Source organism: Stenotrophomonas sp. GQ19, assembly GCF_059758695.1.
Genome location: NZ_JCAXES010000002.1, coordinates 64349 through 89003, shown reverse-complemented (window position 1 = coordinate 89003; position 24655 = coordinate 64349). Strand labels below are relative to the sequence as shown.

25 protein-coding genes are annotated in these 24655 nt (G+C 68.2%); 16 read left to right on the top strand and 9 right to left on the bottom strand.

All coding sequences use genetic code 11. The annotated features are described in order from the left end of the window. Positions 1-132 precede the first annotated feature (132 nt). From lepA to recO, 6 genes are all read left to right on the top strand, one after another. The gene (gene lepA / locus AC6CHL_RS04575) at positions 133-1923 is read left to right on the top strand and encodes a translation elongation factor 4 (protein WP_038686985.1); all 1791 of its coding nucleotides are present in this window, start codon (positions 133-135) and stop codon (positions 1921-1923) included. Positions 1924-2037: 114 nt separating this feature from the next. Further along, complete coding sequence (gene lepB, locus AC6CHL_RS04570; RefSeq protein WP_498293553.1) at positions 2038-2832, top strand: signal peptidase I; 795 nt, start codon at positions 2038-2040, stop codon at positions 2830-2832. A 32-nt stretch (positions 2833-2864) separates the two neighbouring features. Next, positions 2865-3248, top strand: coding sequence for a DUF4845 domain-containing protein (locus tag AC6CHL_RS04565; RefSeq protein ID WP_498293551.1), 384 nt, complete (start codon positions 2865-2867; stop codon positions 3246-3248). Further along, on the top strand, positions 3238-3918 hold the full coding sequence (gene rnc / locus AC6CHL_RS04560) for a ribonuclease III (protein WP_463601439.1): 681 nt from the start codon (positions 3238-3240) through the stop codon (positions 3916-3918). The genes AC6CHL_RS04565 and rnc overlap by 11 nt, the downstream gene beginning before the upstream one ends. Further along, positions 3915-4811 (top strand): GTPase Era, encoded by an 897-nt coding sequence (gene era / locus AC6CHL_RS04555; RefSeq protein WP_038686993.1) that lies wholly within the window; start codon positions 3915-3917, stop codon positions 4809-4811. Before rnc ends, era begins: the two co-directional genes overlap by 4 nt. 23 nt (positions 4812-4834) lie before the next feature. Beyond that, entirely contained in the window at positions 4835-5557 is a 723-nt protein-coding gene (recO, locus tag AC6CHL_RS04550) for a DNA repair protein RecO (protein WP_038686995.1), read from the top strand. A gap of 107 nt (positions 5558-5664) precedes the next feature. Here the strand turns inward: recO and AC6CHL_RS04545 are convergent, their stop codons facing one another. Then, on the bottom strand, positions 5665-6390 hold the full coding sequence (locus tag AC6CHL_RS04545; protein WP_463601438.1) for a response regulator: 726 nt from the start codon (positions 6388-6390) through the stop codon (positions 5665-5667). 137 nt (positions 6391-6527) lie between these two features. On the opposite strand from AC6CHL_RS04545, the gene rlmD reads away from it, so the two are divergent. Then, positions 6528-7862: a 23S rRNA (uracil(1939)-C(5))-methyltransferase RlmD gene (rlmD, locus tag AC6CHL_RS04540; RefSeq protein ID WP_447595075.1), complete on the top strand. Its 1335-nt coding sequence runs from the start codon at positions 6528-6530 to the stop codon at positions 7860-7862. Positions 7863-7922: 60 nt separating this feature from the next. Here rlmD and AC6CHL_RS04535 read toward each other — a convergent pair whose 3' ends face one another. Then, positions 7923-8558 carry a hypothetical protein gene (locus AC6CHL_RS04535; RefSeq protein ID WP_498293550.1) on the bottom strand — a complete coding sequence of 212 codons (636 nt, stop codon included), beginning with the start codon at positions 8556-8558 and terminating at the stop codon, positions 7923-7925. Between the two features lie 60 nt (positions 8559-8618). Between AC6CHL_RS04535 and AC6CHL_RS04530 the strand changes: the two genes are divergently transcribed. The 8 genes from AC6CHL_RS04530 (at position 8619) to AC6CHL_RS04495 (ending at position 14398) form a co-directional block, all read left to right on the top strand. After that, positions 8619-9125 (top strand): CYTH domain-containing protein, encoded by a 507-nt coding sequence (locus AC6CHL_RS04530; RefSeq protein ID WP_447595071.1) that lies wholly within the window; start codon positions 8619-8621, stop codon positions 9123-9125. 85 nt (positions 9126-9210) lie between these two features. After that, positions 9211-9900, top strand: coding sequence for a DsbA family oxidoreductase (locus AC6CHL_RS04525; RefSeq protein WP_498293548.1), 690 nt, complete (start codon positions 9211-9213; stop codon positions 9898-9900). Positions 9901-9996: 96 nt separating this feature from the next. Continuing rightward, positions 9997-11004, top strand: coding sequence for a beta-N-acetylhexosaminidase (nagZ, locus tag AC6CHL_RS04520; RefSeq protein WP_447595067.1), 1008 nt, complete (start codon positions 9997-9999; stop codon positions 11002-11004). Beyond that, a complete protein-coding gene (locus AC6CHL_RS04515) occupies positions 11004-11558 on the top strand; it encodes a hypoxanthine-guanine phosphoribosyltransferase (RefSeq protein ID WP_038687008.1) in 555 nt (184 codons plus the stop codon). Before nagZ ends, AC6CHL_RS04515 begins: the two co-directional genes overlap by 1 nt. Continuing rightward, entirely contained in the window at positions 11558-12304 is a 747-nt protein-coding gene (locus AC6CHL_RS04510) for an S-methyl-5'-thioinosine phosphorylase (protein WP_038691933.1), read from the top strand. The genes AC6CHL_RS04515 and AC6CHL_RS04510 overlap by 1 nt, the downstream gene beginning before the upstream one ends. A gap of 88 nt (positions 12305-12392) precedes the next feature. Then, positions 12393-12599: a transcription antiterminator/RNA stability regulator CspE gene (gene cspE, locus AC6CHL_RS04505; protein ID WP_019183439.1), complete on the top strand. Its 207-nt coding sequence runs from the start codon at positions 12393-12395 to the stop codon at positions 12597-12599. A 139-nt stretch (positions 12600-12738) separates the two neighbouring features. Then, positions 12739-14022 (top strand): FAD-dependent oxidoreductase, encoded by a 1284-nt coding sequence (locus AC6CHL_RS04500; RefSeq protein ID WP_498293546.1) that lies wholly within the window; start codon positions 12739-12741, stop codon positions 14020-14022. Positions 14023-14131: 109 nt separating this feature from the next. Next, complete coding sequence (locus AC6CHL_RS04495; protein ID WP_038691935.1) at positions 14132-14398, top strand: hypothetical protein; 267 nt, start codon at positions 14132-14134, stop codon at positions 14396-14398. Between the two features lie 24 nt (positions 14399-14422). Here AC6CHL_RS04495 and pdeM read toward each other — a convergent pair whose 3' ends face one another. The 4 genes from pdeM to AC6CHL_RS04475 are packed head-to-tail and all read right to left on the bottom strand — an operon-like array spanning position 14423 to position 20127. Next, a complete protein-coding gene (pdeM, locus tag AC6CHL_RS04490) occupies positions 14423-15067 on the bottom strand; it encodes a ligase-associated DNA damage response endonuclease PdeM (RefSeq protein ID WP_463601433.1) in 645 nt (214 codons plus the stop codon). Further along, entirely contained in the window at positions 15057-17504 is a 2448-nt protein-coding gene (locus AC6CHL_RS04485) for a ligase-associated DNA damage response DEXH box helicase (protein WP_498294001.1), read from the bottom strand. The genes pdeM and AC6CHL_RS04485 overlap by 11 nt, the downstream gene beginning before the upstream one ends. A 14-nt stretch (positions 17505-17518) precedes the next feature. After that, entirely contained in the window at positions 17519-19123 is a 1605-nt protein-coding gene (locus AC6CHL_RS04480) for an ATP-dependent DNA ligase (protein ID WP_498293545.1), read from the bottom strand. Continuing rightward, entirely contained in the window at positions 19120-20127 is a 1008-nt protein-coding gene (locus AC6CHL_RS04475) for a ligase-associated DNA damage response exonuclease (RefSeq protein WP_038687018.1), read from the bottom strand. Before AC6CHL_RS04475 ends, AC6CHL_RS04480 begins: the two co-directional genes overlap by 4 nt. Before the next feature lie 109 nt (positions 20128-20236). Between AC6CHL_RS04475 and AC6CHL_RS04470 the strand changes: the two genes are divergently transcribed. Beyond that, a complete protein-coding gene (locus tag AC6CHL_RS04470; protein ID WP_498293543.1) occupies positions 20237-21868 on the top strand; it encodes an isovaleryl-CoA dehydrogenase in 1632 nt (543 codons plus the stop codon). Between the two features lie 501 nt (positions 21869-22369). Here the strand turns inward: AC6CHL_RS04470 and AC6CHL_RS04465 are convergent. From AC6CHL_RS04465 to AC6CHL_RS04455, 3 genes are all read right to left on the bottom strand, one after another. Further along, positions 22370-22774 carry a hypothetical protein gene (locus AC6CHL_RS04465; RefSeq protein ID WP_038687022.1) on the bottom strand — a complete coding sequence of 135 codons (405 nt, stop codon included), beginning with the start codon at positions 22772-22774 and terminating at the stop codon, positions 22370-22372. A 161-nt stretch (positions 22775-22935) separates the two neighbouring features. After that, positions 22936-23277, bottom strand: coding sequence for a hypothetical protein (locus AC6CHL_RS04460; protein ID WP_038687024.1), 342 nt, complete (start codon positions 23275-23277; stop codon positions 22936-22938). Positions 23278-23401: 124 nt separating this feature from the next. After that, complete coding sequence (locus AC6CHL_RS04455; protein WP_448134160.1) at positions 23402-24577, bottom strand: thiolase family protein; 1176 nt, start codon at positions 24575-24577, stop codon at positions 23402-23404. Positions 24578-24655 lie beyond the last annotated feature (78 nt).

Below are 24655 nucleotides of genomic sequence, written 5' to 3'. Positions count from 1 at the left end.
GGCCCCGGTCGTTTCTGGCGGGCCGATCACGCCAATCGCGGGCGGCCGCACGCGGGACCGGGCCGGCCATGCGATAATCCGCAGTCATCCTGACGACGCGACGCGCCGCCGCCACCTATGTCTTCTGATTCGATGCGATTCATCCGCAACTTCTCCATCATTGCCCACGTCGACCACGGCAAGTCCACGCTGGCCGATCGCATCATCCAGCTTTGCGGCGGCCTCCAGGCCCGCGAAATGGAGGCGCAGGTGCTCGACTCGAACCCGATCGAGCGCGAGCGCGGCATCACCATCAAGGCCCAGTCGGTCTCGTTGCCCTATGTGGCAAAAGACGGCCAGACCTACCACCTGAACTTCATCGACACCCCCGGACACGTCGACTTCTCCTATGAAGTCAGCCGCTCGCTGGCCGCCTGCGAAGGCGCGCTGCTGGTGGTCGATGCGGCCCAGGGCGTGGAAGCGCAGTCGGTGGCCAACTGCTACACCGCCGTCGAGCAGGGTCTGGAAGTGGTGCCGGTGATCAACAAGATCGACCTGCCCACCGCCGACATCGAGCGCGCCAAGGCCGAAATCGAGGCCGTCATCGGCATCGACGCCACCGACGCCGTGCCCGTCAGTGCCAAGACCGGCCTGAACGTGGTCGACGTGCTGGAGGCAATCGTGCATCGCATTCCGCCGCCGGTGCCGCGCGATACCGACAAGCTGCAGGCGCTGATCATCGACTCGTGGTTCGACAACTACCTGGGCGTGGTCTCGCTGGTGCGCGTGATGCAGGGCCAGATCAAGGCCGGCGACAAGCTGCAGGTGATGTCCACCGGCCGTACCCACCAGGTCGACAACGTCGGCGTGTTCACCCCCAAGCGCAAGGTGCTGCCGGCGCTGCGGGCCGGTGAAGTGGGCTGGGTCACGGCCAGCATCAAGGACGTGCACGGCGCGCCGGTTGGCGACACCCTGACCCTGGCCGCCGACCCGGCCTCCAAGCCGCTGCCGGGCTTCCAGGAAATGCAGCCGCGCGTGTTCGCCGGCCTGTTCCCGGTCGACGCCGAAGACTACCCGGACCTGCGCGAAGCGCTGGACAAGCTGCGCCTGAACGATGCCGCGCTGCGCTTCGAGCCGGAAAGCTCCGAAGCCATGGGCTTCGGCTTCCGCTGCGGCTTCCTGGGCATGCTGCACATGGAAATCGTGCAGGAGCGCCTGGAGCGCGAGTACAACCTGGACCTGATCAGCACCGCGCCGACCGTGGTCTATGAAGTGCTCAAGACCGACGGCACGATCATCAACATGGACAACCCGGCCAAGCTGCCGCCGGTGAACATGGTCGATGAGATCCGCGAGCCGATCATCCGCGCCAACGTGCTCACCCCCGAGGAGTACATCGGCAACATCATCAAGCTGTGCGAAGAAAAGCGCGGCAGCCAGATCGGCATCAACTACCTGGGCAGCCAGGTACAGATCAGCTACGAGCTGCCGATGGCCGAAGTGGTGCTGGACTTCTTCGACAAGCTCAAGTCGGTCAGCCGCGGCTATGCCTCGCTGGACTACCACTTCGTGCGGTTCGATGCCGGCCCGTTCGTCCGCGTGGACGTGCTGATCAACGGCGACAAGGTCGATGCCCTGTCGCTGATCGTGCACCGCAGCCATGCCGACCGCCGGGGCCGCGAGCTCTGCGAGAAGATGAAGGAACTGATCCCGCGCCAGCAGTTCGACGTGGCCATCCAGGCCGCCGTCGGCTCGCAGATCATCTCCCGCACCACGGTCAAGGCGATGCGCAAGAACGTGCTGGCCAAGTGCTATGGTGGCGACGTTTCGCGCAAGAAGAAGCTGTTGGAAAAGCAGAAGGAAGGCAAGAAGCGCATGAAGCAGGTTGGCCGCGTGGAAATCCCGCAGGAAGCCTTCCTGGCCGTGCTGCAGATGGACAAGTAAGGCCGGCAGGTCGCCCGGCCACCGCGCGGCACCCGCCAGGTGCCGCCGGGCGCGCAGGGATGGCCCCGTGGCCGCTGCACCCGCACCGCTGCACCCGTTGCCCAAGGACACCGCATGAAATTGTTTGAGATCCTCCTGGTCGTACTGACGCTGGCCTCGGGTTTGATCCTGCTGGCCGACAAGCTGTATTTCGCCAAGCGCCGTGCCGCGCGCGCCGGCCTGCTGGATTCCGAACCGGTTGCGGTCGACTACGCCCGGGCGTTCTTCCCGGTGCTGGCGATCGTGCTGGTGGTGCGCAGCTTCATCGCCGAGCCGTACAAGATCCCGTCCAGCTCGATGATGCCCAACCTGCTGATCGGCGATTTCATCCTGGTCAACAAGTTCTCCTACGGCCTGCGCCTGCCGCTGAACAATGCCAAGGTCGTCCCGCTGGGCGAACCCAAGCGCGGCGACGTGGTGGTGTTCCACTTCCCGGGCCATTCGGACAACGATCCGGCCAAGGGCGAGAATTTCATCAAGCGCGTGATCGGTATCCCCGGTGACCAGATCGTCTTCGAAGGTGACGGGCTGATCCTCAACGGCGAGCCGGTCAAGTACGACAACAAGGGCCTGTACGCCGGCCATCGCGGCCAGGGCGAGGGCAGCTCGCTGCTGGTCGAGAACCTGCCGGGCCGCACCCATACCGTGCTGGAAACCGACTACCCGCGTGGCGCAGGCCAGTGGACGGTACCGGCCGGCAAGTACCTGGTGATGGGCGACAACCGCGACAACAGCGATGATGGTCGCTTCTGGGGCCTGCTCCCGGAAGAGAACCTGCGCGGCAAGGCGTTCCTGATCTGGCTGAACTGCTCGGGGTGGTTCTGCAAGGACGGCTTCGAGCCGTCGCGGATCGGCTCGAGCATCAATTGATCCATCACACTCGCGTATCTGGGGAGAACGCAATGAAGACGATGAACACGCAGCGCGGCATGACCCTCACCTCGTTCCTGGCGGTACTGATCGTGGTGGCGTTCGGCCTGTATGTGGGCATGAAGCTGTTCCCGATGTACCAGGAGTACTACTCGGTGCGCTCGGCGATGAAGAGCCTGGCCAAGGAGCCGGGCGTGGGCAACATGGAGCCGGCCCGCGTGCAGGACCTTTTGTTCAAGCGACTTGACATCAGCTACTCGGAAAACGTGAAGCCGGCCAACGTCAAGTTCGATCGCATCGACGGCGGCTGGAACATGAAGGTCAACTACGAAGTGCGCCGTGAACTGATCGGCAACCTCGACGTGGTGGGCAAATTCGATTCGAACCAGGAACTGACCCTCGCCGGTGTCGACTAAGACTTTCCAACGTGGTGACCGCATCGGCCACCCCTTCGCAGATCCGGGCCTGCTCCAGCAGGCCCTGACGCATCGCAGTGCCGGTACGCCCAACAACGAGCGGCTGGAATTCCTCGGCGACAGCATCGTCAACATGATGGTGGCCCAGGCGCTGTACCAGCGCTGGCCCAAGGCCGACGAAGGCGCGCTCACCCGCGCCCGTGCCGAACTGGTGCGTGAAGGTGCGCTGGCGGTCATCGCCCGCACCCTCGAACTGGGCGACCGGCTGATCCTGGGCCCGGGCGAGATGAAGACCGGCGGCCACCGCCGCGACTCCATCCTGGCCGATGCCCTGGAGGCGGTCGTGGCCGCCATCTACCTGGATGCCGGGTTCGAGGCCTGCCGCACCGTGGTGCTGCCGTGGTTCAACGCCTCGATGGAGGCACTGCCGGCCACCGGCAAGCCCGAAAAAGATCCCAAGACCCGCCTGCAGGAATGGTTGCAGGCCCGCCAGAAGACGCTGCCGCAGTATGAGCTGGTGTCAGAAGCGGGTGACGATCACGCCAAGACCTTCCGGGTACGCTGTGGCGTAGCCGATCCCGCTGTCAGCACCGAAGGCGAAGGTGCCTCGCGACGGCTGGCCGAACAACAGGCGGCCGCGGCCGCCCTCGAGCAACTGGATTCCAAGTGAGCGAAGCAATTCCCCATCATTGCGGCAGCGTGGCCGTCATCGGCCGCCCCAACGTCGGCAAATCCACCCTGACCAACGCCCTGGTGGGCGCCAAGGTCAGCATCGTGTCCAACCGCCCGCAGACCACGCGGCACCGGTTGCTGGGCATTGCCAGCTACCCGGAAGGGCAGCTGGTGCTGGTGGACACCCCCGGCCTGCACCGCGTGCAGAAGCGCGCCATGAACCGCGTCATGAACCGCGCCGCGCGCGGTTCGCTGGAAGGCGTGGACGCCGGCATGCTGGTGATCGAAGCCGGCCGCTGGGACGAGGAAGACACCTTGGCCTTCAACGTGCTCAGCGACTCGGGCATTCCGGTGGTGCTGGTGGTCAACAAGGTCGACCGGCTCAAGGACAAGGCCGCGCTGCTGCCGTTCCTGCAGCAGGTCACCGAGGGCCGCACCTTTGCCGCCGTCCACCCGATTTCGGCGCAGAAGCGCAACGGCCTGGAAGCGCTGGTGCGCGACCTGCTCAAGCTGCTGCCGGAAGCCCCGCCGATGTTCGGCGAGGACGAAATCACCGACCGCAGCCAGCGCTTCCTGGCTGGCGAACTGGTGCGTGAGCAGCTCATGCGCCAGCTGGGTGAAGAACTGCCGTACGCCACCACGGTGGAAATCGAGCGGTTCGTCGAAGACGGCAACCTGCTGCGCATCGGCGCGGTGATCTGGGTCGAGCGCGAAGGCCAGAAGGCCATCGTGATCGGCAAGGGCGGCACCCGCCTGAAGGACATCGGCGCCAAGTCGCGCATGCAGATGGAGCGCCTGTTCGGCGCCAAGGTCTTCCTGGAGACCTGGGTACGCGTGCGTGAAGGCTGGTCCGACGACGAAGCCGCGCTGAAGGCGTTCGGCTACGAGTAAGCCGGGTCGCTGACGGCTGCGCCATGCGCATCGATGACGAACCCGCCTTCGTGCTGCATGCCCGGTCGTGGCGCGAAACCAGCCTGCTGGTGGAGGTGCTGACCGAGCAGCACGGCCGTATCGGCCTGTTGGCGCGGGGTGTCAGCAGCCCGCGCAGCCAGGCCTTGCGGGCGGCACTGCAGCCGCTGCAATGGATCCGTTTCAGTGCCGTGCAGCGCGGTGAACTGGCCCAGCTGCGCGGCGCCGAAGCCCTCGATGCCGCACCGCGGCTGGGCGGCGAGGCGATGCTGGCCGGGTTCTATATCAATGAGCTGCTGATGCGGCTGGCCCCGCGCCAGGATCCGCTGCCCGAGCTGTATGACCATTACGGCCTGGTGCGCCAACGTCTGCGCGACGGCGAGCCGTTGGCCTGGACGTTGCGCCGGTTCGAGCGCGACCTGCTGGAAGCGCTGGGGTTCGGGTTCGACCTGGCCCATGGCAGCGACGGCGAGCCGGTGGACCCGGCCGCCCGCTACGATCTGGACCCGCAGGAGGGGCCGCGCCGGCTGCTCAGCGAACGCGGCACCGACCCCCGCCGCGGCACCGCCACGGGCAGCGCCCTGCTGGCACTGGCCGACGACCGCCAGCCCGACCCCGACGACCTGGCCAGCCTGCGCCGGGCCATGCGCGCCGTGCTGCTGCACCACCTGGGCGGGCGCGGGCTGAAGTCGTGGGAAATGCTGGAAGACCTGGCCAGGCGCAGGTAGCGCCGGGCGTATCGAACCGCAGTAGAGCCGGGTTCTACCCGGCTGCTTTGGGTGCGCGACCCCATCAGTTTCCCCGCCGGCCGGGCAGAGCCCGGCGCTACGGGGGCTCAATGCAACAGGGATTCCACCGCCGCCTGGAACTGGGTGTGGGCGCCGCTGGACTCCGGGGCCTGGTGCAGCTGGCGTACCGCGCGTGCCAGCCGCGCTGCGCCGACGAAGCCGCAACTGGCCTGCAGCCGGTGCAACTGGCCCTGCAGGGCACGCACGTCCTGCTTCAGCAAGGCCTGGGCCACCGCATCGCGCACGCTCGGCAGCTCGGCCAGGAAGAGTTCGCGCAGCGCGATGAGATGGTGGCGCTGCCCGTTCAGGGCGGCCAGCGCGGTGATTTCGTCCCAGTCTTCACGCTCGCTGTCCAGGCTCGCACCCACGGCGGGCGGGGCGGTGCCGGGGCTGTTGACCAGCGCCCGGCGCACGGCCTTGAGCAGCTGTTCGCCGGTAAGCGGCTTGACCAGGGTGTCGCTGAAGCCGGCATCGCGCAGCCGCGCATGGATGCTGGTGTCGCCATCGGCGGTATGCGCCAGCGCGGGCGTGTCCGGCCGTGAACGGCGCAGCGCATGCAGCAGCTGGGTGCCATTGCCGTCGGGCAGGTTGACGTCGATCAGCCACAGGTCGTGCTGACCGCTGCGGCCGGTGTCCATGGCCGTGGCCAGCGAATCGGCGGTATCCACCTGCGCCGGCAGGGTCTCCAGCGCGGCCTTGAAAAAGCCGCGGCTGATGGTGTCGTCCTCGACGAGCAGGAATCGGGGCATTGGATCCCGAGGGGTCATCTGCATTGGGGCTGCCTCCATGTCAGCTATGCCCATATTAAACATGACAACGCGCTCTGCAAGCGTTTCCAACGGGCCCATCGGCAGCCCGACCCACGTATCTGCGACAATACGCACCCTTTTTGCCCGCAGCCTGTTGCCACGTGGCCCGATCCCGCTCCCGCCTCGACCGTACCCCTTTCCAGACCGACATCCTCGACCTCAGCCATGATGGCCGCGGCGTTGCCCGCCGTGAAGGCGAGGGTGCCAAGGTCACCTTCATCACCGGCGCACTGCCCGGCGAAGTGGTGAGCGCTGAACCGACCGCGCGCAACCGCCATTTCGACGAGGCGCGCACCCTGGAGGTGCTGCAGCCGTCGCCCCAGCGGGTCACCCCGCGCTGCCCGCATTTCGGCGTCTGCGCCGGGTGCGTGCTGCAGCATCTGGAGGAGTCGCAGCAGATCGTGGCCAAGCAACGGGTCCTTACGGACAATCTGACCCGGATCGGCCACGTCACCCCCGGCACGGTGTTGCCGCCGCTGGTGGGCGACAGCTGGGGCTACCGCCGCAAGGGCCGCTTCTCGGTGCGCCGGGTGGAAAAAAAGGACAAGACCCTGGTCGGCTTCCGCGAGCAGGACCCGCGTTTCGTGGCGGACCTGAGCCAGTGCCTGACCGTCATTCCGGAGATCGGCAGCAAGGTCGGGGCGATGGCCGCGTTCATCGAAACCCTGGACGGCAAGCGCGACATCCCGCAGATCGAGTTCATCGCCGGTGACGAGGCGATCATGCTGACCATCCGCCACATGCAGCCGCTGACCGAGGCCGACCGCGCCGCCTGGACCGCCTTCGGGCAGGAACATGGCTTTGCGATCTCGCTGCAGCCGGGCGGGGTGGAGTCGGTACAGCCGTTGTGGCCGGCCGAGGTGCCGCTGTCGTTCAAGCTGGCGCCGTGGGACGTGGAGCTGGCCTTCCGCCCGCTGGACTTCATCCAGGTCAATGCCTCGCTCAACGTGAAGATGATCGCGCTGGCGCTGGAGCTGCTGGAGGCCGGTCCGGACGAGCGCGTGCTGGACCTGTTCTGCGGGCTGGGCAACTTCACCCTGCCGCTGGCGCGTACCGTGCGTGACGTGGTGGGCGTGGAAGGCGATGCGGGCCTGGTCGCCCGGGCCAGGGAAAATGCCGAGCGCAATGGCCTGGCCAACGCGCAGTTCCATGCCGCGGATCTCACCCAGGACCAGCGCAACGCCCCGTGGATGCGCCAGGGCTTCGACAAGCTGCTGCTGGACCCGCCGCGTTCGGGCGCGATCGAAGTGCTGCAGCAGCTGCCGCTGAAGCAGTTCAAGCGCATCGTCTATGTGAGCTGCCACCCCGGGTCGCTGGCGCGCGATGCCGGCTACCTGGTCAACGAACAGGGCTTCACCCTGGTCAGTGCCGGTGCGATGGACATGTTCCCGCACACCGCGCACGTGGAAAGCATCGCGGTATTCGAGAAGCGCTGAGACCGGCGCCACCGCCCGGGAGGCCGATGCATCGCATCGGCGCCCGACCGGGGCGGCCGCTTACGGCTGCGGGGCGTTGACCCACTGGCCGTCCCGCCAGGCAAACGCCATGGTCTGCTCGCCGCGCTCGCTGCCGGCACCGGCGCGGACCGTGCACTCGATCACCGGCGCATCGTCGCCGACCGCGCAGTCGCGCACGTCCAACACCTCGGCACTGTTCATGGCCAGGGTCAGATCCGCACGCGTGCCCGCATCCTGCTCGCGGGCCAGCCGCGCAGCAAACCCCTCGCGCAGCAGTACCTGCACGCGCGCCGTGGGCGGCACCGGTGCCGGCCGCTGACGCTGCTGCTGTGTGTGCAGCAGCGCCCAGCTGCCGTCCACCTGGCTGAAGCGCAGCAGGCGGTGCACCGCGTCCCCGCCATCCTGCGCGGTGACGATGCAGTCCACGCTGGGCGGGCCCGCGTCGGTTACCGGCAGGCAGCCGGACACGGCCTGCAGGCGCGGACGGAAGGCCTCGGCCACCAGGCGGCTGCTGTCGTTGGCCGGGCGATCGGCGATGGCCTCGTCGAACAGGCGATCCATTGCGGCCTGGGCCTGCGCCAAGGTGGGATCGGAGACGGCGGCATGCGCGACAGGCAGCGCCAGCAGCAGGGCGGGCAGGGTGGACAGGAGCAGAAAACGGGTGCGACGGGTCATGGGGGAACCGGGTCCTTGGAAAGGGCGCGCAGTGTAGGCGGTGCGCGCCATAATGCGGGCATGGGCATTGAAATCGAACGCAAATACCTCGTAACCGGTGATGGCTGGCGCAGTGCCGCCCACGCGGTGATCCCGATGGCGCAGGGCTACATCAACGACTCCGCCGCACTCGACAGCGGCGCGCAGAAGGCCTCGGTGCGCGTGCGCATCCAGGGCGAGCAGGCCTTCCTCAACTTCAAATCGCGCGAGATCGGTCATACCCGGCAGGAGTTCGACTACCCGATCCCGGTCGACGACGCGCGCGCGCTGCTGGCCTTGTGCGTCGGCGGCCTGATCGACAAGCGACGTCACCTGGTGCGCCATGCCGGTCTGGTCTGGGAGGTGGACGAATTCCTGGGCGACAACGCCGGGCTGGTGGTGGCCGAGGTGGAGCTGGAGCACGCCGACCAGGCCATCGAACTGCCCGACTGGGCCGGCACCGAAGTGACCGACCAGGTGCGGTACTACAACCTGGCCCTGGCCGCGCATCCCTACGCGCGCTGGTCAGCCGCTGAACGGGGCCGGTAGGTACCCACCGTTGGTGGGTACGTAGGCGTGCCACGCAACTACGACGCCCCTTGTTTTGGCGGCCCGCGGCCCACAGTCTGGTCAGATGAAAATCGATATCTGGTCCGACGTGGTGTGCCCCTGGTGCTGGATCGGCAAGCATCGTTTCCAGCAGGGCGTGGCCTTGCTGGGCGATGACGCGCCCGAGATCGAGGTGCACTGGCATCCTTTCCTGCTCGACCCCGACGCCGGCACCACCCCGGTACCGCTGCGCGAGGCCTACGTGGCCAAGTTCGGCAGCGCCGAGCGCACCGCGCAGATCCTGTCCCAGACCCAGACCACCGCGCGTGCCGAGGGCCTGCCGATGGACTTCGACCAGGGACAGGTGCGGGTCACCACCCTGCCAGCGCACCGGCTGCTGTGGCTGGCCGGGCGTGAAGGCGTGCAGGCGGCGGTGGGCGAGGCGCTGTTCCGGGCCCATTTCGTCGAGGGCCGCAACCTGGCCGATACGCAGACCCTGATCGCCGCGGCGGCCGCCGGTGGCATCCCCGCCGAGCGGGTCACCGCGCTGCTGGCCGGCGACGAGGGGCTGCCAGAGATCCAGGCGCAGCTTTCCCAGGCCCAGGCGCTGGGCATCCAGTCGGTGCCCACCTTCGTGGTCAATGACCGCTATGCCATCCAGGGGGCCCAGCCGCCGGAGGCGTTCGCCCAGGCCCTGCGCCAGATCGCCGCGGACATGCCCGAGGCACCTGCGGCGGCGCAGGGTGGCCAGTGCGACGTGGACGGCTGCCCGTAAGAAGGCCGGCCACGGCGCAGGTCGTGGCCCAGTACACGCGGCTTCTGCGACAATGCGGCGGTGCGCCATCATGGCGCCCCGTATTGGAGATCGACCATGCTCGTGATCGGCGTTGCCGGGACCGAACTTACCGCCCAGGAACGCGACTGGCTGCAGCACGATGCGGTGGCCGGGGTCATCCTGTTCAAGCGCAACTTCGCCTCGCGCGAGCAGGTGGCCGAGCTGTCGGCGGCGATCCGCGCCGCCGCGCCGCGCCCGCAGCTGATCTGCGTGGACCAGGAGGGCGGTCGCGTCCAGCGTTTCCGTGAGGGCTACAGCGCGTTGCCGCCGTTGCAGGGCTTCGATGCCCTCTACCGGCAGGACCCGCAGGCCGCGCTGGCGCTGGCCGAACAACATGCCTGGCTGATGGCCAGCGAAGTGCGCGCCAGTGGCGTGGACCTGAGCTTTGCCCCGGTGGTGGATCTGGGCCGTGGCAACCTCGCCATCGGCGACCGTGCCTTCAGCGCCGACCCGCAGGTGGTGGCGGCCTTCACCGCGGCCTACGTGCGCGGCATGCACAGCGTGGGCATGGCCGCCACCCTCAAGCACTTCCCCGGCCACGGCACGGTGCGTGAGGACACCCATTTCAACGACGCCTCCGATCCGCGCTCGCTGGACGAACTGCGCGCGCTGGACCTGATTCCGTTCGCGGCCGGCATCGACGCCGGTGCCGATGCGGTGATGATGGCCCACGTGGTCTACCCGCAGGTGGCACCCGAGCCGGCCGGCTACTCGCCGCGCTGGATCCAGCAGATCCTGCGCGACCAGATGGGCTTCCGCGGCGTGGTGTTCTCCGACGACATCGGCATGGCCGCATCGTTCTCGGCCGGCGGGGTCAAGGCGCGCGTGGATGCGCACCTGGATGCCGGCTGCGACGTGGTGCTGGTCTGCCACCCCGAGCTGGTCGACGAATCGCTGCGTGCGGTGGAACCGCGCACCCTCAATACTGCTGCGCTGCTCGGCCTGATCGGCCGCGGCGCGCTTGGCTGGGATGGCCTGCTGGCCGATGCCCGCCATGGCACTACCCAATCCCGTTTGCTTGACACCCTTGGAAGAACTGTCTGATGCCCAACCTCACCATTTCCCAGGCCCTGGCCCAGGCCGACCTGCTGGTCGACCGTCCCACCATCGACACGGCCATCGCCACCATCGCCGACGCCATCGCGCGCGATTACAAGGGCGAAGTGCCGTTGTTCCTGTCGATCATGCACGGCGCGCTGCCGTTCGCCGGCCAGCTCGCGCTGGAACTGGGCGCACGCGGCCAGGACGTGCAGTTCGATTACCTGCATGCCACCCGCTACCGCGGCGAAACCACCGGCGGCGAGCTGGTGTGGAAGCACAAGCCGGCCACGTCGCTGTTCGGCCGCCGCGTGCTGCTGGTCGATGACATCCTCGATGAAGGCTTCACCCTGCAGGGCGTGCGCACCTGGTGCCTGGAGCAGGGCGCCACCGACGTGCGCATCGCCGCGCTGACGGTCAAGCAGCACGACCGCGCGCTGCCGGACGTCAAGGCCGACTACGCCGGTATCGATCTGCCCGACCGCTATGTGTTCGGCTTCGGCATGGACGTCAATGAAACGCTGCGCTGCGTGCCGGCCATCTACGCGATGAAGGAATGATGGAACACATCGCACTGGCCGTCATTGGCGGCACCGGCGTCTACAAACTGGCCCAGCTCGACGACGTCAGCAGCCACCAGGTGGAAACGCGCTACGGCACGCCATCCGGCCCGATCCGGGTCGGCACGCTGCTGGGCCAGCGCGTGGCCTTCCTGGCGCGGCACGGCGAGGGGCATTCGCTGCCGCCGCACAAGATCAATTACCGCGCAAACCTTGCCGCATTGCAGCAGATCGGGGCGACGCGTGTGTTGGCGCTCAATACGGTCGGCGGCATCACTGAACAGTGCGGCCCGCGCGTTCTGGCCTGCCCGGACCAGCTGATCGACTACACCTGGGGCCGTATTTCGACCCTGAGTGAAGAACCCGGCAGCGAGGTGCTGCACGTGGATTTTGGCCACCCCTACACGACGCTGCTGCGCAGCAAAGTGCTGGCGGCGGCCAAAGTCACCGGCGTGCGTGTGCACGACGGCGGCTGCTACGGCGCCACGCAGGGTCCGCGGCTGGAAACCAACGCGGAAATTGCGCGGATGCGCCGTGATGGGTGCGATCTGGTCGGCATGACCGGCATGCCCGAGGCCAGCCTCGCACGCGAGCTGGGGCTGGACTATGCCTGCCTGGCCATCGTGGCCAACTGGGCCGCCGGCTGTGGCGATGGCGATGAAATCACGATGGCCGAAGTACTGGCCAACGTGGATGCCGCATCGGCCGGATTGCCGGAACTGATCGGCGAATTGGCGCGGGGGTGATTGTCATTGCGGAGCAAGCTTTGCATACTCCGCCAGTGCGCTGGTTGAGCGTACACCACCCATTCATAGAAGAAGGTCTCGCATCACCATGCCGAACGGTACCGTCAAGTGGTTCAACGACGCCAAGGGATTTGGCTTTATCTCGCCGGAGGACGGCAGCGCCGACGTCTTCGCGCACTTCTCCGCGATCAACTCCAAGGGCTTCCGCAGTCTGCAGGAAGGCCAGAAGGTCACCTATGACGTGACCCAGGGCCCGAAGGGCGCCCAAGCCTCGAACATCGTGCCGGCTGAGTAACTCTCGCGCTGCGCATTGAAAAACCCCGCTTCGGCGGGGTTTTTTTTGGGTGCGACCCGGTTTGCCAGCGGCGCACGTCAGCACTCAGGTTCGCGCGTTCCGCGCACCACGTGATGCCCATCACGCTATAAGGACATGCATGCACCCGCAACGACGCACCATCGCCATTGTCGGTTACGGCACCGCCGGCCAGGCATTGGCCGTTCTTCTTTCACGCGACCATCACGACGTGCACGTCTTCGAACGGGCCGCTGCGCCCGGTCCGGTGGGCGCCGGTTTCCTGCTGCAGCCCACTGGCCTGGACGTGTTGTGGCAGATGGGCCTGCTGCCGGACGTGCTTGCGCACGGCGCAGCGGTACGCCGGTTGTATGGCGACACGCCCTGCGGGCGCACCGTGATGGAAATGGGCTATGCGGGTCTGGATGCACGCCTGCACGGCGTCGGCATGCAGCGCGGCGCGTTGTTCACCCTGTTGGCGCAGGCATGGGCGCATCCGGGCAACCTGCAGGCCGACACCACCATCGTGGAGGTGGACGCCGTGCAGGGGCGCGTGCGTGATGCGCGTGGCCAGTGGCATGGGCCGTACGATCTGGTGATCGCCGCCGACGGTTCCGCCTCGACGTTGCGCACCCAGGTGCAGGCCACGCAGCTGGATCGCGAATACCCGTGGGGCGCGCTGTGGTGCCTGCTGCCGCGCGGCGACTGGGCGTATCCCGATGAGCTGCGCCAGCGTTACGTGGCCGCGCGCAAGATGATCGGGTTGCTGCCGGTCGGTACGCGACCGGGCGATGCGCAGCCGCGGCTGAGCTTCTTCTGGAGCCTGCCGCGCGAGCAGTTCGCGCAATGGGAACGCGACGGTCTGCAGCGCTGGCTCGATGAGATTGCCGCGCTGTGGCCCGAAGCGCATGCGCGTCTGGACAGTGTGCGCGACAGTGCGCAGCTGGCGCGTGCGGGGTATCGCGATGCGGTGATGTCGCGCTGGAGCCGCGAGCGGCTGGTGCTGGCCGGCGATGCGGCACACGCGATGAGCCCGCAGCTGGGGCAGGGCGTGAACATGGCGCTGATGGATGCCCTGGCGCTGCGCGATGCGTTGCGCGCGCATGCCGACCGCGACGCAGTGCTGCAGGCCTATGCGGCGCAGCGGCGCGCACACGTGGCCGTCTACCACTTCTGGAGCCGCTGGCTGACGCCGCTGTTCCAATCCGAACGCGACACCTTGGCGCGTGCGCGCGACGTGCTGTTCAAGCCGATGGGGCGCATGCCCGGTGGCAACGGCCACATGCTGCGCGTGCTCAGCGGCACCCAGCGCGGCTGGATGGGCAAACTGGCGCTGAATCCCGGCTTCATCGCGGCAATGCACGCCCATGCGACCCAACCGGCATCCGCTGATAACCCCGCGTGGCGGGCTTCTGCGGGGGAGTGAAGGCAGAATTAACCTGGATTGACGATGAACTCACCCACGACCTGTCACAAGTAATTGGTTGGCCCCGCACACCCGTGCACCTGCCAACCGCTACCTGAAGGAGATGGACATGCTGTTCCCGGCCGAAATCCTGGATGCTGAAATCTGCAAATTGCGCGGACTGCTGCAGATGCTGCACGAGGATCAGCCCGACGTGATGCACGACATTTTCGAGTTCCATGTCACCAGCCTGATCACGCATACCGCACCAGAGCACCACCGCCGCATCCGCGATGCCGCACACGCGATGCTGACCGACATTCAACGGCGGCCGGTTCGACCCGATCCGCCGCGGTCGGAAATCCAGCTGATGCCGCAGGTGCTGGCGGCCGCGTAAGGCCTGCTGCCTGATGCTGGCGCGTCAACGCGCCGGCAAGGCAATGGCCTCGTCTTCCACGCAGGCCACCAGCTGTTCGCCGGTGGCAAGCACCGGCGCGATGCCCGCGGTAAACCGCGAGTAGGCCGGCAGCACCGTGAGCCGCTCACGCAGCCAGAACGCCGGCCAACGCCGCTGCATGCCGGGCAGGCGGGCCAGCGGATGCACATGCCCGCACAGCACATGCAATGACGGGTGCGGGTGCGGATCGTGGCGCAGCAGAAACGGCCCCACCTGCAGTTGCTCGCCGAGCAGCGTGAGGCCGAGATCGGCCTTGGGCAACGCCCGGTCGTGATTGCCGGCCAAGGCGCCGATCTCCAACGCGGCGTGCTGCTCGCGCCAGCCCTGCCATTGCCGATACCACGCCGCGCGATGCGCTGGGCCGTGCAGCACGTCGCCGAGAATCCACAGGGTATCCACGGCGTGCTGGTGCAGCAGCGCCGACAGGCGCTCCAGATCGTCGCCGGTACCGCCACTGGGCAGGCCGATGCCGGCGCGCCGGAACACGTCGGCCTTGCCCAGGTGCAGGTCGGCGATCAGCAGCGCCTTGCGCGCAGGCCAGTACAGCGCGCGGGCGCCCAGCAGCAGGACCTGCTCGCCGGCGAGCGTGGTGGGCAACTCAGGTGCCATGGCGGCTCTCCAATTGCGCGGCAGCGCGTTTGACGCGGGTTTTCCAGTCTTCATTGCTGAGCTGGCCGCGCAGGCGTTCGGCCCACAGCGGAAATGACAGCGGACCCAGCGTGCGCGGTGACTGCAGGCACAGCGTACGCCCCTGCAGGCGCTGCAGCGTGGCCGCCAGGCTGTCCAGGTCGAGTTGGCCGTGCAGCACCTCGCGTTCGGCCAGCCCCAGCAGGATGTGGTCCGGATCATGCTGGCGCAGCACGTCGTACAGCAGTCCGCTGGACGCCTGCAGTTGGCGCAGGCTGCGCGGGGTGCGTCCGGGCAATGCCGGTACCAGCATGCCCGACACCCGGGCAATATCGCGGAACTGGCGGCGGGCCAGTTCGGCCAGGTTGAGGCTGTCGCGCAGGTCGTGCAACAGCCCTGCAGGCTGCAGCAGGGCGCGCATGCCGGCCACGTCCAGCTCGACCGCGCGTGCCGGCGCCAGCACGAAGCCGTAGTCGTTGGCGGCGTAGCCCAGGGTGTTGGGCTGCAGGCGGGCCAGGCGCAGCGCCATCAGCGCGGCGACGCCTTCGTTGATCTGGCGCCCGGCGAACGGATACACGAACACGAACTGTCCCTCGCGACGGCGCACAACTTCCACCAGCAGCGACGACGGGCCCGGCAGCATCGAGATGCGCGATTGCAGGGTGAGCAGGGGAGCCAGCCAGCGCATCTCCGGTGAAGTCGGCGGCGCGGCGAAGACCGCTTCCATTTCCTGCCCCAGTGCTTCGGACAGCGGCAGCCGGCCGCCCTGCCAGCGCGGCACCAGCCCATCGCCGCCCTTGGCCAAGCGCACGTAGGCGGTGAGGTTTTCCAGCCGCACCAGTTCCAGCAGGCGCCCGGCGAACTGGAAGCGGTCGCCCGGGCGCAGCCGCCCCAGGAACTGCTCTTCCACCGAACCCAGCCGGCCACCGCGCAGGAACTGCACACTCACGCTGCCATCGCTGGTAATCGTGCCGATCGACAGCCGGTGGCGCAGCGCCACGCGCCGGTCATGGACCCGGTACACGCCGTCCTCGTCGCGCACCACCTTGTGGAAGTCCGGATACTGCGACAACGCGCGGCCGCCCTGCACGATGAACTCCAGCACGCCCTGCCACTGTGCGGCATCCAGTGCCGCGAACGCGTGGGTGCGGCGAACCTGCGCGAACAAGGCCTCGGCATCGAAGCCACCGCCCAGCGCACAGCTCACGCAATGCTGGGCCAGCACGTCCAGCGACAGCGTGGGCGGGGGGCGCGCTTCGATCACGCCGGCAGCCAGTGCATGCCGTGCCGCGGCATATTCGACCAGCTCCAGCGCGTGCGAGGGCACGCACACCAGCGTGCCCGATTCGCCCGGCCGGTGCCGCGCACGCCCGGCGCGCTGCAGTAGTCGCGCGATGCCCTTCGGGCTGCAGATCTGCAGCACCTGGTCCACCGCCGGGAAGTCCACGCCCAGGTCCAGGCTGGAGGTGGCCACCACGCAGCGCAGTTGGCCCTCGCGCAAGCCCTGTTCGGCGTGGCGGCGCACGGCCGGATCCAACGAGCCGTGGTGCAGCGCCAGCGTGGACGGATCTTCCGGCCACACCGCCGCCAGCGCCTGGTGCCAGAGCTCGGCCTGGGCGCGGGTATTGGTGAACAGCAGGCTGGTGCGCACCGACAGCAGCTTTTCCAGCACGCGCTGCAACTGCGACAGGCCCAGGTGGCCGGCCCACGGGAAGCGTTCGCCGTGGGCGGGCAGCAGCGTGTCCAAGTGCACCGGGCGCGGGCGGGCGCCGGCCACCAGCGGGGCATCGGGAACATCGGGCAGCAGCACCTCGCGCGCCTGCTCCAGGTTGCCCAGCGTCGCCGACAGGCCCCACACCTGCAGCGCAGGCAGCGCATCGCGCAGCCGCCGCAGGTTCAACTGCAGCAGCACGCCGCGCTTGTTGCCCAGCAGTTCGTGCCACTCGTCGACCACCACGCAGCGGAGCTGGCGCATCTTCGCCAGGCCGTCGGGATAGCTGAGCAGCAACGCCAGCGATTCGGGTGTGGTGACCAGCACATCCACGCGGCCCTCGCGCGCCAGCCGCTTGTCCCGTGCGCTGGCATCGCCGGTGCGCAGCCCCACCTGCCAGTCCAGCCCCAGCGCGGCCAGCGGTTCGCGCAGGGCGCGGGCGGTATCGGCGGCCAGCGCGCGCAACGGGGTGATCCACAGCACCTGCAGGGCCGGCACCGGCTTGCGTGCGCGACCACCCGCTGGCGCCGGTCGCGTAGCGCTCAGCGCCTGCAGCAGCGGGCCACCGAACACGGCCAGGGTCTTGCCGCTGCCGGTGGGCGTGTGCAACAGCCCGGACGCGCCCGACAGGTAATGGCGCCACACGGTCTTCTGGAAGGGCAGCGGAGCCCAGCCGCGGCTGGCAAACCACGCCACCAGCCGCGCCATCGCCTCGCGCCGCGTCACCGCGCCAGGGCCTGCAACTGGGCCAGCGTATCGGCCTCGCTGGCGGGCTTGTCGCGACGCCAGCGCAGGATGCGCGGAAAGCGCACCGCGATACCGGATTTGTGCCGGGTACTGCGGTTGACCGCTTCAAAGCCCAGTTCGAATACCTGTTCGCCGCGCACGCTGCGCACCGGCCCGAACCGCTCCACGGTGTTGGCCCGTATCCAGCGATCGAGCGCGAGGATTTCCGTGTCGTCCAACCCCGAGTACGCCTTGGCAACCGGCACCAGCGTGTCGCCGTTCCACACCCCGAAGGTGTAGTCGGTGTACAGCGTGCTGCGCCGGCCATGGCCGGCCTGCGCGTAGATCATCACCGCATCGATGGTCAGCGGATCGATCTTCCACTTCCACCAGTCGCCGCGGCGACGCCCGCTCTGGTACAGCGAATCGTGGCGCTTGAGCATCAGCCCTTCCACGCCGCGTTCGCGTGCCAGCGCACGTTGCGCGGCCGCGGCCGGCCAGTCGCTGGCCTCCAGCGTGGGCGAGAGCACGATGCGCGGATCATCCAGTGCCTGCAGCAGGGTGGCCAGGCGTGCGCGACGGGCGTGCAGCGGCTGCGTGCGCAGGTCCTCGCCGTCGATCTCCAGCAGGTCATAGGCGAGCACACGCACCGGCGTATCGCGCAGTGTCTTCGGCCCCGGCTTGCGACGCTGGATGCGCGTCTGCAGCGCGGTGAACGGCAGCGGCTGCGCCTCGCCGTCGCGCCACGCGAGCAGCTCGCCATCGATCACGCAGCCGTCGGGCAGCGCCATGGCCGCCGCCTCGATTTCCGGGAAGCGCCCGTCCAGGCGTTCTTCGCCACGCGACCACAGTGCGGCCTCGCCCTTGCGGCGCAGCAGCTGCAGGCGGATGCCATCCCACTTCCATTCCAGCACCCAGTCGGTGATCGGTCCGAGGCTCTCGACGTCGGCTTCAAGTGGCGAGGCCAGGAAAAAGGGGTAGGGCTGCTGGCGGTCTTCCGGGCGCTCCTGCGGCGACAGCAACGCCGCGAGCAGCCCGGGGGAGGGCACCCACTCGCCGAGCATGCGCTGGGCAATGCGCGCGATGTCGATGCCCGACAGCTCAGCCAGTGCCTGCTGCACCAGTCGCTGCGACACGCCCACCCGGAGCGCGCCGGTCAGCAGTTTGTTGAACACCAGGCGTTCGTTGGCGGGCAGCTGCCGCCAGCCGTCGAGTACCGCGGCGTGGCGCACCGGCTCGGGCTGGTTGGCCACCGCCAGCAGATGCGTTTCGATCCATTCGGCCAGGGGCCGGTCCGGGCTGCGGTCGGGCGGATCATCCAGCAGCAGGGTCAGGGTTTCGGCGAGGTCGCCCACCTGCGTGTAGCTGTCCTCCACCAGCCAGGGCGGCAACCCGGAGGCCTCGCTGATCCATGCGCGCAGCTCACCGCTGGCGGCAATCTTGCGCCGTGCCCCGCCGACCTTGCCGCCACTGAGCAGGTACAGCGCCCACGCGGCATCGTGCGGGCGCGCATCGCGGAAATAGGCGACCAGGGCCGCGCGTTTGTCCAGCGTGGCGGTGCTGCGGTCCAGGCGCTGGTACAGCGCGGCGAAGGCCTTCATTCCTCGCTCCCGAAATCGGTGCGGAACGCTTCGGCGGCGATGCCACGTTCGCGCAGGAAGGGAATCAGGGCATCGGTGTTGCCGTGGGTGGCGATCACCCGGCGCGCGCCGGTCTCGGTGATGGTCTGCAGCAGCGCCGGCCAATCGGCATGGTCGGACACCACGAACCCCCGGTCGTAGTTGCGTCGGCGCCGATTGCCGCGCAGCTGCATCCAGCCCGACGCGAAGCCCAGTTGATGCTTGCCGAAGCGGCGCAGCCACGGCGTGCCGGCGGCCGACGGCGGTGCCAGGATCAGCTTCCCGGCAGCGTCGGGTTGGCGGCCCTGTTCGGCCACGGTGTGGGTGTCGAGCATGGCAATACCGGCCTCCCGGTACACCGCCACGCCATTGGCAATGGCGCCGTGCAGCCAGGCGGGCTGGTCATCCAGTGGCAGCAGTTCGGCCAGCACCCGCTGCGCCTTGCCCAAGGCATAGCAGAGCAGGATGGCGGCTTCGCCGCGTGCGGCGCACTCGTGCCGCCACGCCACGATCTCGGCGGCGACCTCGGCGGTGTCCTGCCAGCGGTAGATCGGCAGGGCGAAGGTGGCCTCGGTGATGAACACATCGCAGGGCACCACCTCGAACGGCGCGCAGGTGGGGTCGGGCTGGCGCTTGTAGTCGCCCGAGGCGACCCACACCTGCTGGCCATCGTCGATGCGCACCTGCGCCGAGCCCAGCACATGCCCGGCCGAATGCAGCGACACCTCGACATTTCCCACGCGGAACGGGCGGCCGTAATCGTGCGCCTGCAGCGGCACATCGCCCAGCCGCCAGCGCAGGATCGGCACGCTGTCGGTGGCGCAGTAGTACTGGCCCATGCCACTGCGCGCATGGTCGCCGTGGCCATGGGTGATCACCGCACGCGGTACGGGCCGCCACGGGTCGATATGGAAGTCGCCGGCCGGGCAATACAGCCCTTCCGGGCGAAGTACCACCAGATCGTCATTCGTGCTGCCAGGGCTCATGGCTGCACTGTGCCGTCGCGCTCGTGCAGGAGGTGAGAATCCACCTGAACGGCGCACGACAACCGGATGCGGCAGAATCGGGTGAACCCTTGGCCAGGAGGCCGCTGCGATGTCCTCTGCACTGCCCGCATTCGACACCCATGAGGTATTCAACCAGCCGCCGCCGTTCGGTGGCCGCAACCTGTGGGCCGATGACGTGGCCCTGGCCGAGGCGGTGCAGCGCGAAGGCGGCGAGGGGTTTGCGGCGGCGCTGGCGGGCTATGGCGGGCTGGCCGGCGATGCACTGTACCGGCTGGGGTTTGACGCCAACCGCGATAAACCGCGGCTGCGCACGCACGACGCGCAGGGGCATCGCATCGATACGGTGGAGTTTCATCCCGCGTATCACCAGTTGATGGACGCGGCCAAGGCGCATGGCGTGGCGGGACTGTCCTGGCACGATGGCACTACGGGTGCGCATGTCGCGCGCGCGGCATTGAGTTACCTGCATCACCAGGCCGATGCAGGCACCAGTTGCCCGCTGACGATGACCCATGCGGCGGTGGCGGTGTTGCGTCAGGACCCGGCGCTGGCCGAGTGGGCCGACAAGGCGGCGGCGCCGCAGTACGATCCGCGCGATGTGCCGATCGCCGACAAGGGCGGCATCACGCTGGGCATGGGCATGACCGAGAAGCAGGGCGGTTCGGATGTGCGCAGCAACACCACGCGTGCCGAACCGCAGGCCGATGGCAGCTATCGCCTCGTGGGGCACAAATGGTTTTTCTCGGCGCCGATGTCCGACGGTTTCCTGGTGCTGGCGCAGGCACCGGCGGGGTTGAGCTGTTTCCTGATGCCGCGCCGTCTTGCCGATGGCAACCGCAATGCGTTCCGTTTGATGCGGTTGAAGGACAAGCTGGGCGACTGGTCCAACGCGTCCAGCGAGGTGGAGCTGTGTGGCGCGTGGGCACGCCGGGTGGGCGAGGAGGGGCGCGGGGTGGCGACGATCATCGGCATGGTGATGATGACCCGGCTCGACTGCATGCTGGGGGCGGCGGCGGAAATGCGCATGGCGCTGGCGCAGGCGTTGCACCACACGCGGCACCGGACCAGCTTCGGCAAGCGGTTGTGCGACCACGCGTTGATGGCCAACGTGCTGGCCGATCTTGCGATTGAATCCGAAGCGGCAACCGCGTTCGCGATTCGCGTGGCCGGTGCGGTCGATCGTGCGGGCTACAGCAGCGCGGAGGCGGCGTTCGCGCGCATTGCCACGGCGGTGGGCAAGTACTGGGTGTGCAAGCGCGCGGCGGTGTTCGTCAACGAGGCGCAGGAGTGCCTGGGCGGCGCGGGGTACGTGGAGGAGTCGATGCTGCCGCGGTTGTACCGGCAGGCGCCGTTGAATTCGATCTGGGAGGGCAGCGGCAACATCCAGTGCCTGGACGTGCTGCGCGCGTTGTCGCGCGAGCCGCAGGTGGTGCCGGTGCTGGACGCCGAGCTGGATGGTGTGGCGGGCCGCGATGGCATGTTCGATGCGGCGTTGCAGGCGTTGCGCAGTGCGCTGGCGGCGTCGCCGGGCGAGGCGCAGGCGCGGCGCATCACCGAGCAGTTGGCGCTGCTGTTGCAGGCGGCGGTGCTGCTGCGTGCCAACAGTCCGATCGCCAGCGCGTTCGTGCGCTCGCGACTGGGCGGCGAGCATGGCATGGCATTCGGGACGCTGCCGGCGGACCTGGACACAGCGGCGGTGCTGGCGCGGGCGCTGCCGTAGGTCACCACCGTTGGTGGTGACGCGCTTGGTGCGAACGGTTGATCGGCGGGTCGGGCGCTGGCTCCCCAGACCCTTTCCGGCGAATGTCCCCCGGCGTCGGCCTGCGGCCGCCCCCTCCTCCTTTATTTCGCCTCCAAGGGCATGGGGAGCCAGCACCCGACCCACCGATCACCGCCCAAAAGGCGTGGCGTCTACCTGCTAACCGCAAGCCGAGCCCCGTAGCAGCCGGTAGGCTCCTGGGCAAAATAAAGGAGGAGGCCGCCCTGCGGCCGGGGGACATTTGCGCCAGGGGCCTACCGGCTGCTACGGGGCCCTCACGCGCGCGACCAGCCCGATCGGAGACGCCAGCCGCGGTGCCTGCACGCCCGACCACCCGCGGGCTGTCGTGCTCACTTTACGACGGCCCTTGCAACAAGACGCCCCCCCTTCGATGGGAGAAGAACCATAAAAAAACGCCCCTTCCTGCGAAGGGGCGTCTCGGGTGCTGCGGAAACGGCAGACTCAGCGCTTGGCTTCGTCGGCGTTCTTCTTTGCTTCATCGGCCACGTCGCGTGCCTTGTCGGCCACCTTCTGCGCGGCATCGGCGGTGGCGTCGCTGGCGTGCACGCCTGCATCCTTGGCGGCCGTCTTGGCTTCGCCCGCGGCTTCGGAGGTGGCTGCCGCAGCGCGGTCGAGCGCCTGCTGGGTTTCGGCGGCGGCGCGCTCGGAGGCGGCAGCGGCATCGTCGGCGGCGTTGCGCGTGGAGGCGGCGGCCTTGTCCACCGCTTCGCGTGCGGCGGCATTGGCGCTGTCAGCGGCCTGCGCGGCGTCGTCGCGCGCCTTCTCCGCTTCCGGGCCTTTGCATGCGGCCAGGCCGAGCAGCAGGGAGGCGGCCAGCAGGGACGTGGTGAACGGACGAATCTTCATGGCGGTCTCCAGTACGGTGATCGTAGGGGAGGCCAGCCTATTCATGCCTGCGTGAAGACAGGGTCGGTGCGCAGCGGCCATGCCCCCGGCCGGATCGCGCCCAAAGAAAAAGCCGCTGGCGAACCAGCGGCTTCTTCAGACTTGCGTGAAGAAAGAAGTTATTACTTCTTGGCTTCTTCAGCAGCGTCCTTGGCCTGCTCGGCGGTGGCTTCACCGGCCTTGGCAGCGTCTGCAGCGGTGTCGGCAGCAGCGTCGGTGGCAGCAGCGCCAGCCTGAGCAGCGGCGTCAGCCGAGGTGTTGGCAGCGGTGGCAGCGGTGTCGGCAGCAGCCTGGGCAGCGTCGGCGGTCTGGGCGCCAGCAGCAGCGGCCTGGTCGGCGGCGACCTGGGCGTCAGCGGCAGCTTCGTTGGCCGAAGCAGCGGCGTCAGCAGCCTGTTCCTGCTTCGAGCAGGCGGTCAGAGCCAGGCCCAGGGCCATCGCGATCAGCAGCTTGTTGATGCTCATTTGTGTGAATCCTCGTCGTTAGATTAGGCAACGCGCTATTGCGCGCCCGGCAACATGATGACAAGCCACGTTTGGCTGTCAAGCGATCGCGCATTCATTTTTGCGAAATGCGCGTTAAGTTCAATCAAATCAATTCGATGGCAATGGCCGTGGCTTCGCCGCCGCCGATGCACAGGGTAGCGATGCCGCGCTTTCCGCCGCGCGTGCGCAATGCGTTGACCAGCGTCACCACCAGGCGCGCGCCGGAAGCGCCGATCGGATGGCCCAATGCGCAGGCACCGCCGTTGACGTTGACCTTCTCGTGCGGGATGCCCAATTCACGGATCGGCGCCATGGCCACCACCGCAAACGCCTCGTTGATTTCGAACAGATCGACCTGGTCCAGACTCCAGCCGGCTTTTTCCAGCACCTTGTGCAGGGCGCCGATGGGGGCGGTGGTGAACCATTCCGGTTCCTGGGAATGCGTGGCGTGGGCCACGATCCGCGCCAGCGGCGTCACCCCGCGTGCAGCGGCGTCTTCTTCGCCCAGCAGCACCAGCGCGGCGGCGCCGTCGGAAATGCTCGAAGAGCTGGCCGCAGTGACCGTGCCGTCCTTCTTGAAGGCCGGGCGCAGGGTCGGGATCTTGGCGATGTCCGAGCGGCCCGGCTGTTCGTCCTGGCTGAATTCAACCTCGCCCTTGCGGCCGGCCACCTTCACCGCAACGATTTCGTCGTCGAAGGCACCGGCGGCCTGCGCGGCCTGGGCGCGACGCACCGATTCGATGGCGAACGCATCCTGTTCCTCGCGGCTGAACTGGTACTTGTCCACCGTGCATTCGGCGAATTCACCCATCGCCTTGCCGTCGTAGGCATTGACCAGGCCGTCGTGGGCCATGTGGTCGACCGCCTGGAAGTTGCCGAAGCGGTTGCCGGTGCGCGAGTTGGGCAGCAGGTGCGGCGCATTGGACATCGATTCCATGCCCCCGGCCACCACGATGCTGGCCGACCCGGCCTTGATCAGGTCGTGCCCCAGCATGATGGCTTTCATGCCCGAACCACACACCTTGTTCAGCGTGGTGGCGCCGGTGGAGACCGGAATGCCCGCCGCGATCGCGGCCTGGCGCGCCGGTGCCTGGCCCAGGTTCGCCGGCAGCACGCAGCCCATGATGACTTCGGACACATCGCCCGCTGCGATACCGGACTGCTGCAGTGCCGCCGCGATGGCGCTGGCGCCCAGGGTCGGGGTGGGCACGCCGGTGAACTGGCCCAGGAAGGAACCGATGGCGGTGCGTTTGGCAGCGGCGATGACGATGTTGGACATGGGCAATCTCGTTGGTGCGTGAGCAGGTTTCAAGAGTGGGACCGCGTGCCATTGGCGGCAGCGGGTTTTCCCGGCAGA